This window comes from Alteriqipengyuania halimionae, from assembly GCF_009827575.1.
GTDB lineage: Bacteria > Pseudomonadota > Alphaproteobacteria > Sphingomonadales > Sphingomonadaceae > Alteriqipengyuania_A > Alteriqipengyuania_A halimionae.
In genome coordinates, this window is record NZ_WTYR01000001.1 from 1,245,631 (window position 1) to 1,258,073 (window position 12,443).

16 protein-coding genes and 1 tRNA gene are annotated in these 12,443 nt (G+C 63.7%); 7 read left to right on the top strand and 10 right to left on the bottom strand.

Going from position 1 to position 12,443, the window contains the following annotated elements; translation table 11 throughout:
* Positions 1–4: 4 nt before the first annotated feature.
* The 4 genes from rpsP to GRI68_RS06125 all read right to left on the bottom strand — a co-directional run bounded on the left by rpsP (position 5) and on the right by GRI68_RS06125 (position 2,675).
* Complete coding sequence (gene rpsP, locus GRI68_RS06110) at positions 5–481, bottom strand: 30S ribosomal protein S16 (RefSeq protein WP_160616427.1); 477 nt, start codon at positions 479–481, stop codon at positions 5–7.
* Between the two features lie 33 nt (positions 482–514).
* Positions 515–2,014 carry a signal recognition particle protein gene (gene ffh, locus GRI68_RS06115; protein WP_160616428.1) on the bottom strand — a complete coding sequence of 500 codons (1,500 nt, stop codon included), beginning with the start codon at positions 2,012–2,014 and terminating at the stop codon, positions 515–517.
* Positions 2,015–2,160: 146 nt separating this feature from the next.
* Positions 2,161–2,236 (bottom strand) — tRNA-Ala (locus tag GRI68_RS06120).
* Between the two features lie 112 nt (positions 2,237–2,348).
* Positions 2,349–2,675: a TIGR02300 family protein gene (locus tag GRI68_RS06125; RefSeq protein WP_160616429.1), complete on the bottom strand. Its 327-nt coding sequence runs from the start codon at positions 2,673–2,675 to the stop codon at positions 2,349–2,351.
* Between the two features lie 145 nt (positions 2,676–2,820).
* Between GRI68_RS06125 and aroA the strand changes: the two genes are divergently transcribed.
* The 7 genes from aroA to GRI68_RS06160 all read left to right on the top strand — a co-directional run bounded on the left by aroA (position 2,821) and on the right by GRI68_RS06160 (position 9,211).
* Positions 2,821–4,131: a 3-phosphoshikimate 1-carboxyvinyltransferase gene (aroA, locus tag GRI68_RS06130; RefSeq protein WP_160616430.1), complete on the top strand. Its 1,311-nt coding sequence runs from the start codon at positions 2,821–2,823 to the stop codon at positions 4,129–4,131.
* Entirely contained in the window at positions 4,128–4,391 is a 264-nt protein-coding gene (locus GRI68_RS06135) for a CBU_0592 family membrane protein (RefSeq protein ID WP_160616431.1), read from the top strand. The genes aroA and GRI68_RS06135 overlap by 4 nt, the downstream gene beginning before the upstream one ends.
* Positions 4,388–5,419, top strand: a complete 1,032-nt coding sequence (locus tag GRI68_RS06140) for a proline iminopeptidase-family hydrolase (RefSeq protein WP_160616432.1) — start codon at positions 4,388–4,390, stop codon at positions 5,417–5,419. The genes GRI68_RS06135 and GRI68_RS06140 overlap by 4 nt, the downstream gene beginning before the upstream one ends.
* The gene (locus GRI68_RS06145) at positions 5,416–6,051 is read left to right on the top strand and encodes a (d)CMP kinase (RefSeq protein WP_160616433.1); all 636 of its coding nucleotides are present in this window, start codon (positions 5,416–5,418) and stop codon (positions 6,049–6,051) included. Before GRI68_RS06140 ends, GRI68_RS06145 begins: the two co-directional genes overlap by 4 nt.
* A 274-nt stretch (positions 6,052–6,325) precedes the next feature.
* Complete coding sequence (rpsA, locus tag GRI68_RS06150; RefSeq protein ID WP_160616434.1) at positions 6,326–8,029, top strand: 30S ribosomal protein S1; 1,704 nt, start codon at positions 6,326–6,328, stop codon at positions 8,027–8,029.
* A gap of 98 nt (positions 8,030–8,127) precedes the next feature.
* Complete coding sequence (gene gloB / locus GRI68_RS06155; RefSeq protein ID WP_160616435.1) at positions 8,128–8,883, top strand: hydroxyacylglutathione hydrolase; 756 nt, start codon at positions 8,128–8,130, stop codon at positions 8,881–8,883.
* A 1-nt stretch (position 8,884) separates the two neighbouring features.
* Positions 8,885–9,211, top strand: a complete 327-nt coding sequence (locus GRI68_RS06160; protein WP_160616436.1) for a DOPA 4,5-dioxygenase family protein — start codon at positions 8,885–8,887, stop codon at positions 9,209–9,211.
* A 75-nt stretch (positions 9,212–9,286) separates the two neighbouring features.
* Here the strand turns inward: GRI68_RS06160 and GRI68_RS06165 are convergent, their stop codons facing one another.
* From GRI68_RS06165 to GRI68_RS06190, 6 genes are all read right to left on the bottom strand, one after another.
* Entirely contained in the window at positions 9,287–9,856 is a 570-nt protein-coding gene (locus GRI68_RS06165) for a F0F1 ATP synthase subunit B family protein (RefSeq protein WP_160616437.1), read from the bottom strand.
* Complete coding sequence (locus tag GRI68_RS06170) at positions 9,849–10,343, bottom strand: F0F1 ATP synthase subunit B family protein (RefSeq protein WP_160616438.1); 495 nt, start codon at positions 10,341–10,343, stop codon at positions 9,849–9,851. The genes GRI68_RS06165 and GRI68_RS06170 overlap by 8 nt, the downstream gene beginning before the upstream one ends.
* A gap of 117 nt (positions 10,344–10,460) precedes the next feature.
* A complete protein-coding gene (locus tag GRI68_RS06175) occupies positions 10,461–10,688 on the bottom strand; it encodes a F0F1 ATP synthase subunit C (RefSeq protein ID WP_160485897.1) in 228 nt (75 codons plus the stop codon).
* Positions 10,689–10,725: 37 nt separating this feature from the next.
* Complete coding sequence (locus GRI68_RS06180) at positions 10,726–11,484, bottom strand: F0F1 ATP synthase subunit A (protein ID WP_160617866.1); 759 nt, start codon at positions 11,482–11,484, stop codon at positions 10,726–10,728.
* A gap of 82 nt (positions 11,485–11,566) precedes the next feature.
* A complete protein-coding gene (locus GRI68_RS06185) occupies positions 11,567–11,887 on the bottom strand; it encodes an AtpZ/AtpI family protein (RefSeq protein ID WP_160616439.1) in 321 nt (106 codons plus the stop codon).
* Between the two features lie 141 nt (positions 11,888–12,028).
* The gene (locus tag GRI68_RS06190) at positions 12,029–12,421 is read right to left on the bottom strand and encodes a YdbL family protein (protein WP_160616440.1); all 393 of its coding nucleotides are present in this window, start codon (positions 12,419–12,421) and stop codon (positions 12,029–12,031) included.
* Between the last annotated feature and the right edge of the window lie 22 nt (positions 12,422–12,443).

Consider the following 12,443-nt stretch of genomic DNA (forward strand, 5'->3'; position numbering starts at 1 on the left):
TGGATCAGCCTTCCGACTTCTCTTCGTCGGCAGCCGGAGCGTCTTCCGCAGCCGCTTCTTCGGCCGGAGCGTCTTCGGTCTTGGCTTCTTCTTCAGCCGGTGCTTCGGCTTCGGCCTTGGCGGCTTCTTCGGCTTCCTTGGCTTCGGCTTCCTTGGCAGCCTTTTCCTCGGCGCGTTCCTTGGCCTTTTCGCCCGGTTCGGCCTTGTTCGGGTTGTTGCGCGCTTCACGCTCCTGGATGCCGGCGGCATCGAGGAAGCGGGCGACGCGGTCGCTCGGCTGCGCGCCGACGCCGACCCAGTAGCGGGCGCGATCTTCGTTCAGCTTGACGCGGTTCTCGTCATCCTTGGCGAGCAGCGGGTTATAGGTGCCGATCTGCTCGAGATACTTGCCATCGCGCGCGCTGCGCGAATCGGCGACGACGATGCGATAGTACGGGCGCTTCTTGGCGCCACCGCGCGAAAGACGGATTGCAACTGCCATTTGATATTACCTTTCAGTCGTAAATCTTTGAATTTATTTCTTCTTGTTCATCATGTCCCGAAGCTCGGGAGGAATGTCTGCGCTGCCGCCGGGGCCACCGAGGCCGGGAAGCGAGGGAGGCGCGCCGCCTCCGCCCATACCGCCCATGCCGCCGCCGCCCATGCCGCCACCGAGCATCTTTCCGATCGCGCCGAGGCCGCCCATCTTCTTCATCTGCTTCATCACCTTGGACATTTCCTGGTGCATCTTGAGCAGCTTGTTGATGTCCTGAACCTGCGTGCCCGAACCCGCCGCGACGCGCTTCTTGCGCTTGGCGTTCATCAGGCCGGGCTTGGCGCGTTCCTTGGGCGTCATCGAACCGATGATCGCATCCATGTGCAGCAACACCTTGTCGTCCATGTTGGACGCGGCCATCGCGGCTTTGGCCTTCTTCATGCCCGGCAGCATGCCGGCGAGCATGCCGAGGCCGCCCATGTTCTGCATCTGCTTCAACTGGGTGCGCAGATCGTTGAGGTCGAACTCGCCCTTCGACATGCGCTTGGCGAGGCGTTCGGCATCTTCTGCATCGACCGTCGCCGCGGCCTTTTCAACCAGGCTGACGACGTCGCCCATGCCGAGGATCCGGCCCGCGACACGCTTCGGATGGAAAGCCTCGAGTGCGTCGAGCTTCTCACCGGTACCGGCGAACTTGATCGGCTTGCCGGTGACCGCGCGCATCGAGAGCGCTGCACCACCGCGCGCATCGCCGTCCATCCGGGTCAGCACCACGCCGGTCAGCGGGACTTCGTCGGTGAAGCTCTTGGCGACGTTGACCGCGTCCTGGCCGGTCAGCGAGTCGACCACGAGCAGCACTTCGGCCGGATCGGCGGTGCTGGCGACCGCCTTCATCTCGTCCATGAGCGCCTGATCGACATGCAGGCGACCGGCTGTGTCGAGCATCAGCACGTCGAAATTCTGCAGCTTGGCCGCTTCCATCGCGCGCCGCGCAATGTCGACCGGCTGCTGGCCCGGCACGATCGGCAGGGTCGCGATATCGACTTGCTGGCCCAGAATCGCGAGCTGTTCCTGCGCTGCGGGCCGCGCGACGTCGAGCGACGCCATCAGCGCCTTCTTGCCGTGCTTTTCACGGATGAAGCGCGCGATCTTGGCGGTGCTGGTGGTCTTACCCGAGCCCTGCAGGCCGACCATCATCACCACGGCCGGCGGCTTTACGTCGAGCTTGAGCTGATTGTCGTCGGGCGTCGGAGCGCCTTCTTCGGCTTCAGGATCGCCGCCCAGCGTGCGCACCAGCTCGTCATTGACGATCTTGATGACCTGCTGCCCGGGAGACACCGCACGCAGCACGTCCTGGCCGATGGCCCTTTCTGTAACCGCTTCGATGAAGCGCCGCACGACGGGCAGCGCAACGTCGGCTTCGAGCAGCGCGATCCGCACCTCGCGCATCGCATCGCGAACGTCCTGCTCCTTGAGCGCCCCGCGCCCCCGCAGCTTGTCGAGCGTTGCACCAAGGCGATCGGACAGGTTGTCGAACACGCTTCAGCCACTCCTTTTCGGCGGTCAAATCCGCCAAACGCGAAAAACGCCGGCGGACGAAACCTCGTCGGCCAGCGTGCGAATTCCAAAATCGAAATTCGACTTTTCTTGCGATGCCATCCGGCCAGGGCCGTCAGGCGGTAGAATGGTGGAGCCTAGCGGGATCGAACCGCTGACCTCAACACTGCCAGTGTTGCGCTCTCCCAGCTGAGCTAAGGCCCCAATCATTCAAATCGTCGCGGAGCCAGAGCCCCGCGAAGGACGCGCCATCTATGGCCGCGTCCGATCATTTGCAAGCCCTATCTGTGCAGGGCTTTCGCAAAAGCGACAATTCTTACGAGTCGTCCTCGTTATCGTCGTCGCCCTTGCCCTTGGTGACGCCGAGATCGTCGTCGCCGCCCAGGTCGACTTCGTTGTCGGGCGAATCTTCGCCGTCGTCGATGTCTTCCAGATCGTCATCGGCCAGATCCGAATCGGCTTCGCCTTCCTTCTCCTTCTTCTCTTCTTCGAAGGGGATAGGCTGCTTGGGCTTCAGGACGGGCTCGGGCTCCCACTCGTTCCCGCATTCAATGCAGGTGACGGGATGCTCTTCGCCCAGATCGTAAAAGCGGGTGCCGCATTTCGGGCAAGTCCGCTTGCTGCCCCATTCCGGTTTGGCCATCGTATTCCTCAAACGCTTGCCCCGCGAAAATCGCGGGAGAAATTTCGTAGATGCAGGTGGCGTCGGGGCGGCGTGGAATCAAGCCCCTTCGCATTGGCGGCGCGCCTTGCCATAGGCCACGGGCGCTGTCAAAGCGCAGCTTTCCATGAGCACCGATCAAACCACCTTTCCGCCAGGCGGCCCTCTGCGCGGCACCATTACCGTGCCGGGCGACAAGTCGATCAGCCATCGCGCCCTGATGCTGGGCGCCAGCGCCATCGGCGAAACCCGCATTTCGGGCCTGCTCGAGGGCGAAGACGTGATCGCGACCGCCGCCGCGCTTTCTGCCATGGGCGCGAATATCGCGCGCGATGGCGAGGACTGGATCGTCCACGGCCTCGGCACCGGTGGCCTTATGCAGCCGACCGCGCCTCTCGACATGGGCAATAGCGGCACCAGCACGCGGTTGTTCGCGGGGCTGCTCGCCAGCCAGCCCATCTCGGTTACCCTGACCGGCGACGCCAGCCTCTCGCGACGCCCGATGGGGCGCGTCATCGCACCGCTCTCGCAGATGGGTGCCGCATTCAAGTCGCGCGATGGCTGCCTGCCGATGACCATCACCGGTGCAGCACAGGCAATCCCGATCACCTATCGCCTGCCGGTTGCAAGCGCGCAGGTGAAAAGCGCGGTGCTGCTCGCGGCGCTCAACACCGCCGGCACCACCACAGTGATCGAGCCCGAGGCTACGCGCGATCATTCCGAACGCATGCTGCGCGCCTTCGGGGCGAGGATCGATATCGGCGAGGAGGACGGCGCGAACGTGATCCGCCTCAATGGCGAAGCCGACCTGCGCGCCCAGCCCATCACCGTTCCGGGCGATCCCTCTTCCGCCGCCTTCTTCATTACCGCCGCCCTGCTGGTCGAAGACAGCGACCTGACCATCCGCAATGTCGGCATGAACCCCACCCGCGCCGGATTGGTCGACGTGCTGCGCGACATGGGCGGCGCGATCGAGTCGGTCGACGCCCGCGAAGTCGGCGGAGAGCCGGTGGCGGATCTGCGCGTTCGCCATTCGGACCTCACCGGCGTCGATGTCGATCCGGCCATCGCCGCTTCGATGATCGACGAATTTCCGGTCCTGTTCGTGGCCGCCTCCCTTGCCCACGGTACAACGCGCACCAGCGGCCTTGCCGAATTGCGGGTCAAGGAAAGCGACCGCCTTTCGGCCATGGCCACCGCCCTCACCGCGATCGGCGCGCGGGTGGAAGAGCGTGAAGACGGGCTCACGGTGCACGGCAGCGGCGGTGAACCGCTGAACGGCGGCGGCCCGATCGCCACCCAACTCGATCACCGGATCGCGATGAGCATGGCTGTCGCGGGGCTGGCGAGCCGCGAGGGGGTGACGATCGACGACGCTTCGCCTATCGGCACCAGCTTCCCCGCTTTCATCGACACGCTGGAGCGCACTCGCGCATGATTCCCATTTCGCCCAAAATCGCCGATTTGATAGGTTTTGCCGGCAGTTTCTGCATCGTCGCCGCGTTCGTTTACGCGAATCGCGCGCAGCAGATGGACAAGCTTGTCTACAACCTCGTGAACCTGCTCGGCGCTGCGCTGCTGACGGTTTCGCTGCTGGTCAATTACAACCTGCCCACGCTGGTGCTCGAGATCGTGTGGATGAGCATCGCGCTGTACGGCATCGCCATTGCGTTGCGCGAACGCAGGCAAACGCCATGACCATTCGCAGTTTCCCGCTGATCGCCGCTTTTGCGGCATTCGCGAGCCTGACCGCCGCAACCCCGCTGGCCGCGCAGGACGTCGCCCTGCCGGAAGCACCGGCGGCATGGGCCAAGGCCGATCGCGAACTGATGGTCCCCGTCGAAGGCGGCAACATCTGGGTGCGCGTCAATGGCGATCTCGATGCCGAACACCCGCCGGTGATGTTCATCCATGGCGGTCCGGGCGGCACGCATCTCGGCTTCGGCGCGCTCACCACGCTGGCGGACGAGCGCGCGGTGATCCTCTACGATCAGCTCGACAGCGGAAAGTCCGATCGGCCCGAAGACCCGGCCAATTGGCGCGTCGAACGCTTCGTTTCCGAACTCGAGGCGATCCGCGAAGCGCTGGGTATCGAGCGCTGGCACGTCGCCGGCCATAGCTGGGGCTCGGCCTTGGCGCTCGAATACGCGGCGGCCCATCCCGAACACACCGAAAGCGCGGTGCTGGGCGGGACATTCATCTCGACCCCGCACTGGATCCTGGGCACCAACCTGCTGATCCGCGACCTGCCCGACGCGGTGCAGGACGACATCATCGCCTGCGAGAGCAAGACGCCGCCCGCCGCCGATATCTGCGGCCCGGCGACCGAAGCCTTTTACCGCGCCTATAACGGCCGGCCCGACCGCCCCGCCCCCTCTCCCGAAGCGCTGGCCTATCGCCAGCTTTACAAGGGACAGGGTTTCAACGGCACGCTCTACAACGCGATGTGGGGGCCGAGCGAGTTTTCCGCGCGCGGCACGCTGGTCGGATACGATGCCACGCCGCTGCTGTCGCGGATTGACGGCGCGCGCACCCTTTTCATGATCGGCCAGTATGACGAGGCGCGGCTCGACACCGTGCAGGATTTCGTCACGCTGACCCCTGGCGCCGAACTGGCCGTCATCCCCGGCGGATCGCATTCCTTCATCGGAGAGCGGCCCGCCATCACCGAAGCCATCCTGCGCAGCTGGATGTCGCGGATCGATGCACGCGGAGATAGCAAATGATCATTGCGGTCGATGGACCCACCGCCAGCGGCAAGGGCACGATTGCCCGCGCGCTGGCCGAAGAATTCGGACTGCCCCACCTCGATACCGGCCTGCTCTATCGCGCGGTCGGCCGTCAGGCGGTGATTTCGGATTTCAACCCCGACGACCCCGTCGAGGCGCTGTGTGCCTGCGGCTTCCCCGACGAACTGCTCAACGATCCGGAATTGCGGACCGAAGAGACCGGCGGGCTGGCGAGCCGCGTCTCGGTCCATCCGGGCGTGCGCGAGGCACTCTATGAGCGCCAGCGGAGCTTCGCGCTTCAGGAAGGCGGCGCGGTGCTCGACGGACGCGACATTGGCACCGTGATCATTCCCGAGGAAGCCGACGCCAAGCTCTTTGTCACCGCCAGCGCCGCCGCGCGTGCCTCGCGCCGTTTCCGCGAGATGCAATCGAACGGCGTCGAGACCACGCTCGAAGAGATCACCGCCCAGATCGAAGCGCGCGACAAGCGCGACGAGGAGCGCGAAGACTCCCCGCTGAAGCCGGCCGAAGATGCCTATGTCCTCGACACCACGCTGATGAAGAAGGAAGAGGCGATCTCCGCCGCGATCCGCGCGGTCAAGCGCATGGTCGAGGACGGCGCGGCCTGACCCGCGTTCAAGCGAATATGCTTGCCTTCCGCCCCGTTTTCGCCTAGGCGCGCGCCCGTCCGACGGTGCGGAACCGTTCGGCGGCAGGCTATCCCAAAGCACGGCCGGGTTTGACTGAAGGGCGCGAGCGCCCTCCCCCGCGCATTGTGGAACCTGCCGGCGAATACCGCGCCAACGGGCTCTCGCGACGGCATTCGGCCCCGCGGGACGTTCGGCCTCCAAAGTCCCCGGGCTTTCCCGGCGGCCGGAAAATCAGTCACTAGGAATTCCACCCATGGCAACCAGTGCCAACCCCTCGCGCGACGATTTCGAAGCGCTTCTCAACGAACAGCTCGGCGATGAAATCGACGGCGGTTTCGAAGGTCGTGTCGTAAAGGGTACCGTAACCGGTATCGAAAACGACAAGGCGATCATCGATGTCGGCCTCAAGAGCGAAGGCCGCGTCGATCTCAAAGAATTCATGCGCGGCGAAGACGAGCACGGGCTCGAAGTCGGCAGCGAAGTCGAAGTCTATGTCGACCGCGTCGAGAACGCCGACGGCGAAGCCATGCTCAGCCGCGATCGCGCCCGCCGCGAAGCTGCCTGGGACAAGCTCGAAAATGAATTCGGCGAAGGCAAGCGCGTCGAAGGCCGCATCTTCGGCCGGGTCAAGGGCGGCTTCACCGTCGATCTCGACGGCGCCGTGGCCTTCCTCCCCGGTTCGCAGGTCGATATCCGTCCGGTGCGCGATGTCGCCCCGCTGATGGAAACCCCGCAGCCGTTCCAGATCCTCAAGATGGACCGTCGTCGCGGCAACATCGTCGTTTCGCGTCGCGCCGTGCTCGAAGAAACGCGCGCTGAACAGCGCAGCGAACTGATCGACCAGCTGGCCGAGGGCCAGGTGATCGACGGCGTGGTCAAGAACATCACCGATTACGGTGCGTTCGTCGACCTCGGCGGCATCGACGGCCTGCTCCACGTCACCGACATGAGCTACAAGCGCGTCAACCACCCGAGCGAAGTGGTCGAAATCGGCCAGACCGTGACGGTGCAGATCGTCCGCATCAATGCCGATACGCAGCGTATCTCGCTCGGCATGAAGCAGCTTGAAAGCGATCCGTGGGATGGCGTTTCGGCCAAGTACCCGGTCGGTGCCAAGCTGACGGGCCAGGTCACGAACATCACCGAATACGGTGCGTTCGTCGAACTGGAGCCGGGCATCGAAGGCCTGGTCCACGTTTCGGAAATGAGCTGGACCAAGAAGAACGTCCACCCGGGCAAGATCGTCTCGACCTCGCAGGAAGTCGAAGTCATGGTGCTCGAGGTCGACAGCGAGAAGCGTCGCATCTCGCTCGGTCTCAAGCAGGCCCAGCGCAATCCGTGGGAAGAGTTCGCCGAAGCCCACCCGATCGGCTCGAAGGTCGAAGGCGAAGTCAAGAACGCTACCGAATTCGGTCTCTTCGTCGGCCTTCCGGGCGACGTCGACGGCATGGTCCACATGTCGGACATCGCCTGGGGCATCTCGGGCGAAGACGCGCTGGCGCTGCACCGCAAGGGTGAAGAAGTCGAAGCCGTCGTCCTCGACGTCGATGTCGACAAGGAACGCATCAGCCTCGGCATGAAGCAGCTCGAAAAGGGTGCGCCGAGCGAAGCCGGTGCCTCCGACAGCCTGCGTCGCAACCAGATCGTCACCGTGACCGTGCTCGAAGTCCGCGATGGCGGCCTCGAAGTGCAGGTCGGCGACGACGGCGCGACCGGCTTCATCAAGCGCTCGGATCTGGGCCGCGACCGTGACGAACAGCGTCCCGATCGCTTCCAGACCGGCCAGAAGGTCGACGCGATGGTCACCGGCTTCGATCGTTCGAAGAAGCCGAACTTCTCGATCAAGGCTTACCAGATCGCCGAAGAGAAGCAGGCCGTCGAACAGTTCGGTTCGGCCGATTCGGGTGCCTCGCTCGGCGACATCCTCGGCGAAGCGCTGAAGAAGAAGGAAGACTAAGCTCTTCCACGCCGCATCAGCGGTTACAGAAAGGCCCGCCCTCCCCATCGGAGCGGCGGGCCTTTTCTATGGCGGCGCGAATGCCTACCTTCTCTCCCATGCTAGAAATCCACCAGTTCCCCTGCCTGTCCGACAATTATGGCTTCCTCGTGCACGATCCCGACAGCGGTGAAACCGCGGCGATCGATACGCCTGACGGGGCCGAATATCTGAAACAGGCCGAAGCCAGGGGCTGGCGGATCACGCAGATCTGCAACACCCACTGGCATCCCGATCATGCCGGCGGAAACAAGGCCATTGTCGAGGCAACGGGAGCGACGGTGATCGCACCGCAGGAAGTCTCCAAACTCTCCCCCATCGATCGCGTGGTGGCCGATGGCGACACGGTGTCGCTGGGTGCGCACACGGCCCGGGTGATCGACGTTCCGGGTCATACCAAAGGGCATATCGCCTACCACCTCGCGGACGACGACCTCGCCTTCGTCGGCGACGCGCTGTTCGCGCTGGGTTGCGGGCGGATGTTCGAAGGTGAGCCGAAGCAGTTCTGGGACAGCCTCTCGCGGCTCAAGTCGTTGCCTAGTGACACCACGATCTACTGCGCGCACGAATACACGCAGGCGAACGCAGCCTTCGCCCTGCACGCCGATCCTGGCAACGATGCGCTGATCGCTTATGGCAAGGAGATCGACGCCAAGCGCGAGGCAGGTGAACCGACCGTGCCCTTCCCGCTGGCGCGCGAACTCGAGACCAACCCCTTCCTGCGCGCCGACGATGACGAGATGCAGGCACGCTGGGGCGGCGACGCCCCGCACGAAACATTCGCCGCGTTACGGGCTGCCAAGGACGCATTCTGAGATGACGATCCGCGGCTTTCACGCGCATACCTATTTCAACGGTGACGAGCTGCCCGATGCGCAGCGTTTCGCCGAGCAGGCAAAGGAACGCTTCGGCTGCCCGGTCGGCCACTTCCACACCGCACCGGTCGGACCGCACCCGCGCGGATCGTGCCAGCTATCGCTTCGTCCAGCCCAGTTTGCCGATTTCACGGTGTGGGCCTGCGAAGCGCGCAACGGGCTGACGATCTTCGCCCACGGGCTGAGCGGTGACGACCTGGCCGATCATACCCGCCATGTCATCTGGTTCGGCGCTTCCGAACCGCTGGATCTTTCGATCTTCGGCTGAACGCAGACGCCAAAAATAAAGCGCGCCCCACCCTCTTTTCGGGATGGAGCGCGCTTCCTCTCCGAACCGGATAAATTAGATGTCGGCGATAACCTTGTCGGCCAGCGCGCGATCGGCATCGGCATCGAGCTTGGCGTTGATCAGCGAGCGGCTCGCATCAGTCGCCGCGGTGACCGCGCGGTTGCGCACGTCGTTGAGCGCTTCGCGTTCGGCCGCGGCGATGCGATCCTCTGCCATGCGCTTGCGACGCTCGACAATCGCCTTGCTATCGGCTTCGGCCTTTTCGACCAGGCCTTCGGCTTCGGTCTTCGCGCTTTCGATCATGGCTTCTGCGTCTTTTTCCGCATTGGCGATCTTGGCGGCGTATTCTTCACGCAGCGCCTCAGCTTCGGCACGCAGTTCCTTGGCCTCGTCCAGCTGCTCGCGAATGTCGGCGATCTTCTTGTCGAGTCCGCCAGTGATCGTCTTGTGCACCTTGGCGCCGAAGATCGCGAACAGCAGCAGGACGAGCATCGCGACCGACACCCACTGGAAGGGCTGAAGCCCCCACAACGTGGGTTCGGCATGCGCGCCGCCATGGCCGTCGGCCTCTTCGACGTAGGCCTGGGCGCTTTCGGTTTCGAGCGTGGCGGGAGGGTTAGCCATGAGCCATGGTCTCCTTGACGGCCTTGCTTGCGGTCGGCTTGGTCACCTTGATGCCGGCAACGCGCTGGACGATGTCCTGCGCCGCTTCGGCGGCAACCGCTTCGATTTCGGTCATGGCAGCATTGCGCGCTTCGCCGATGCGGACTTCCGCTTCGTCGAGCTTGGCATCGAGCCGCTTCTGCGCGGCCGCGATTTTCTTGTCGGACTTGGCCGCAGCCTCGTCCTTCGCCTGGGCGACGATGGCACGAGCCCGTTCGCGGTTTTCGTTCTCGCGAACACGCCACGCTTCTTCCTGTTCGTCGGCCGCATCGCGCGCGGCCTTGGCCGCGGCAAGATCGTCGGCAATCTTGCCGTCGCGCTTTTCGACCGTGTCCATGACCTTCGGTACCATCCCCATCCCGATGACGAAGAAGGTGATTCCGAAGAAGATCGCGAGCCAGAAGAACTGGCTGGACCAGGTCTCGGCTAGCTGGGCTATCTGGGGCATCGGGTTTCTCGGTTCTCGAAAGTAGGGCTGGCGAAAGTCACGCCGGCGAACATCGGTTCAGGCGAAAGGCAATTTGGGGACGGGCCGGAGACTTGCCCCGGCCCGTACCAATATTCGTCAGGCGACGAAGATCAGGATCATCGACACGACGAAGGCCAGGAGGCCCAGAAGTTCCGCCGCGGCGAAGCCGATGAACAGGCGGCCCTGCTGGCCGTCGGCAGCACCCGGATTGCGCAGCGCGCTTTCGAGGAACGAACCGAACACATTACCCACGCCGATGGCGGCCATACCGGCGCCGATCGCAGCAAGACCCGCACCGATGAGCTTGGCAGCTTCCATATCCATAATGAACTCCTTTGGTATTCCGTTAGATTGAGACGACTTAGTGAAGGTTCTCGGCGTCGTTGATGTACAGCGACGTCAGAAGAGCGAAAACGTAGGCCTGGATGCCGGCCACCAGCAGTTCGAGCGCGCAGATGCCGATCATCAGCAGGAAGCTCGGCAGACCGACAAGGAAGCCGAAGCCGATGCCGGCATTGGTGCCGTCGATCACGAAGCTCGACAGAACTTCCAGCAGCACGTGTCCGGCCATCATGGCGACGAACAGTCGCAGGCCAAGACTGAACGGGCGCACCATGAACGAGATGAACTCGATCGGCGCAATCACCGGGATCATCGGCAGCGGCGTGCCGTGCGGCACGAACAGCGAGAAGAAGTGGAGGCCATGCTTCCAGAAGCCGACGATCAGCACGATCGAGAAGCTCAGGATGGCGAGAATGCCCGTCACCGTGAAATGGCTGGTAAAGGTGAACGGGTGGATCCCGGCGACGCCCAGCGGCAGCAGGCCGAGGATGTTCGCGAACAGGATGAACATGAACAGGCTGAAGACGTAAGGAACGTATTTGCGCCCCGCCTGGCCGATATTGGCTTCGAGCATGTTGTCGATGAAGCCGGTGAAGCTTTCCACCATCATCTGCCATCGCCCGGGCACGAGCTCGCGCTTCATCCCGCCCAGCACGAACAGGAAGAGCACCACCGTGGTGATGAGCATCCACATCGCGGAATTGGTGAAAGCGATGTTGTAACCGGCGATGTCCAGGTTCTCCGTGCCGAACAACGGCTCGATGGAGAACTGGTGCATCGGGTCGACTTTGCCTTCTTCGGCTGCCACGTCCGTTAACCCTTGTAATCTCTATGCAAAGCGCCCCGAAACCCGTGAAGGGTCATTCATCGGGGCGCACACTTGCCGCGCGGATGATGTTCCTGAAGGCGACCACTATTCCGAGGAACAGGCCGACCAGCAGGGCCCAGGGATTGGTGTTCGTGAAATAGCCTACGGCCCACCCGATCACCGCTCCACCGAGAATCCCTCCAAGGAGATCCGCGAGCACCCGGTTGCCGCTGCGATAATTCGCGTCGGCGCCCGAGGATTGCTTGCGGTTGCGCAATTCTTCGCGGCTCTCGGCGGCTCTAAGCCGCGCTTCGAGCGCGTCGACTCGCGCATCCTCCTCAAGGTGTTCCCGTGCGGGCTTGTCGTCGCTCATGCCTGTGTCTCCGGTTGGATTGACGGCACGGGCCAAGACTTGCCCGCCGAGGGCGCCGCCCCCTTAGAAGGGGGGCAAAAACAAGTCAACCGAAGCAGGCTCCTATCGCGGCAGCTTTTCCGCCCTGCTTTTTCAGTCCGTTCAGTTCTTCGGGCACTGCGGCAGCAGCACCGGACGGTCCTGGGTGCGGGTTTGCCAGCTGCCATCGGGCGCCTGGTACTTTTCTCCAGGCGACGTGCGCAGGATCAGCTTGCACCCGGCGGCGATCGCATATTCGTTGATCGTTGCCTGTTCGGCGCGAGCGCGCTGGGTATAAACCGCACGGCGGCGCATATTGATATCGGCGACGATCCGCTCGAGTTCCGGCGTCGACTGGCCGACGATGCCGAGATAGCCATCGACCTTCTCGCCGACCTTGCCCGAAGCACGCGCGGCTTCGTAAGCCGGATCGCGGTCCTGCATCGCCTGCGCGGTGCCGCCTATCGCCATCATCGAACCGATGGCTGCGGCGGTAATCAGTGTCTTGCGAATCATGTCTTCGCTCCTTCGTTCTCGT

Coding starts and splice junctions, on each gene's coding strand:
- GRI68_RS06170 (WP_160616438.1), bottom strand. CDS start 10,343: ATGCCCCAGATAGCCCAGCTAGCCGAGACCTGGTCCAGCCAGTTCTTC.
- rpsA (WP_160616434.1), top strand. CDS start 6,326: ATGGCAACCAGTGCCAACCCCTCGCGCGACGATTTCGAAGCGCTTCTC.
- GRI68_RS06160 (WP_160616436.1), top strand. CDS start 8,885: ATGACGATCCGCGGCTTTCACGCGCATACCTATTTCAACGGTGACGAG.
- GRI68_RS06125 (WP_160616429.1), bottom strand. CDS start 2,675: ATGGCCAAACCGGAATGGGGCAGCAAGCGGACTTGCCCGAAATGCGGC.
- GRI68_RS06165 (WP_160616437.1), bottom strand. CDS start 9,856: ATGGCTAACCCTCCCGCCACGCTCGAAACCGAAAGCGCCCAGGCCTAC.
- GRI68_RS06190 (WP_160616440.1), bottom strand. CDS start 12,421: ATGATTCGCAAGACACTGATTACCGCCGCAGCCATCGGTTCGATGATG.
- GRI68_RS06175 (WP_160485897.1), bottom strand. CDS start 10,688: ATGGATATGGAAGCTGCCAAGCTCATCGGTGCGGGTCTTGCTGCGATC.
- GRI68_RS06145 (WP_160616433.1), top strand. CDS start 5,416: ATGATCATTGCGGTCGATGGACCCACCGCCAGCGGCAAGGGCACGATT.
- aroA (WP_160616430.1), top strand. CDS start 2,821: ATGAGCACCGATCAAACCACCTTTCCGCCAGGCGGCCCTCTGCGCGGC.
- GRI68_RS06140 (WP_160616432.1), top strand. CDS start 4,388: ATGACCATTCGCAGTTTCCCGCTGATCGCCGCTTTTGCGGCATTCGCG.
- gloB (WP_160616435.1), top strand. CDS start 8,128: ATGCTAGAAATCCACCAGTTCCCCTGCCTGTCCGACAATTATGGCTTC.
- rpsP (WP_160616427.1), bottom strand. CDS start 481: ATGGCAGTTGCAATCCGTCTTTCGCGCGGTGGCGCCAAGAAGCGCCCG.
- GRI68_RS06180 (WP_160617866.1), bottom strand. CDS start 11,484: ATGCACCAGTTCTCCATCGAGCCGTTGTTCGGCACGGAGAACCTGGAC.
- GRI68_RS06185 (WP_160616439.1), bottom strand. CDS start 11,887: ATGAGCGACGACAAGCCCGCACGGGAACACCTTGAGGAGGATGCGCGA.
- GRI68_RS06135 (WP_160616431.1), top strand. CDS start 4,128: ATGATTCCCATTTCGCCCAAAATCGCCGATTTGATAGGTTTTGCCGGC.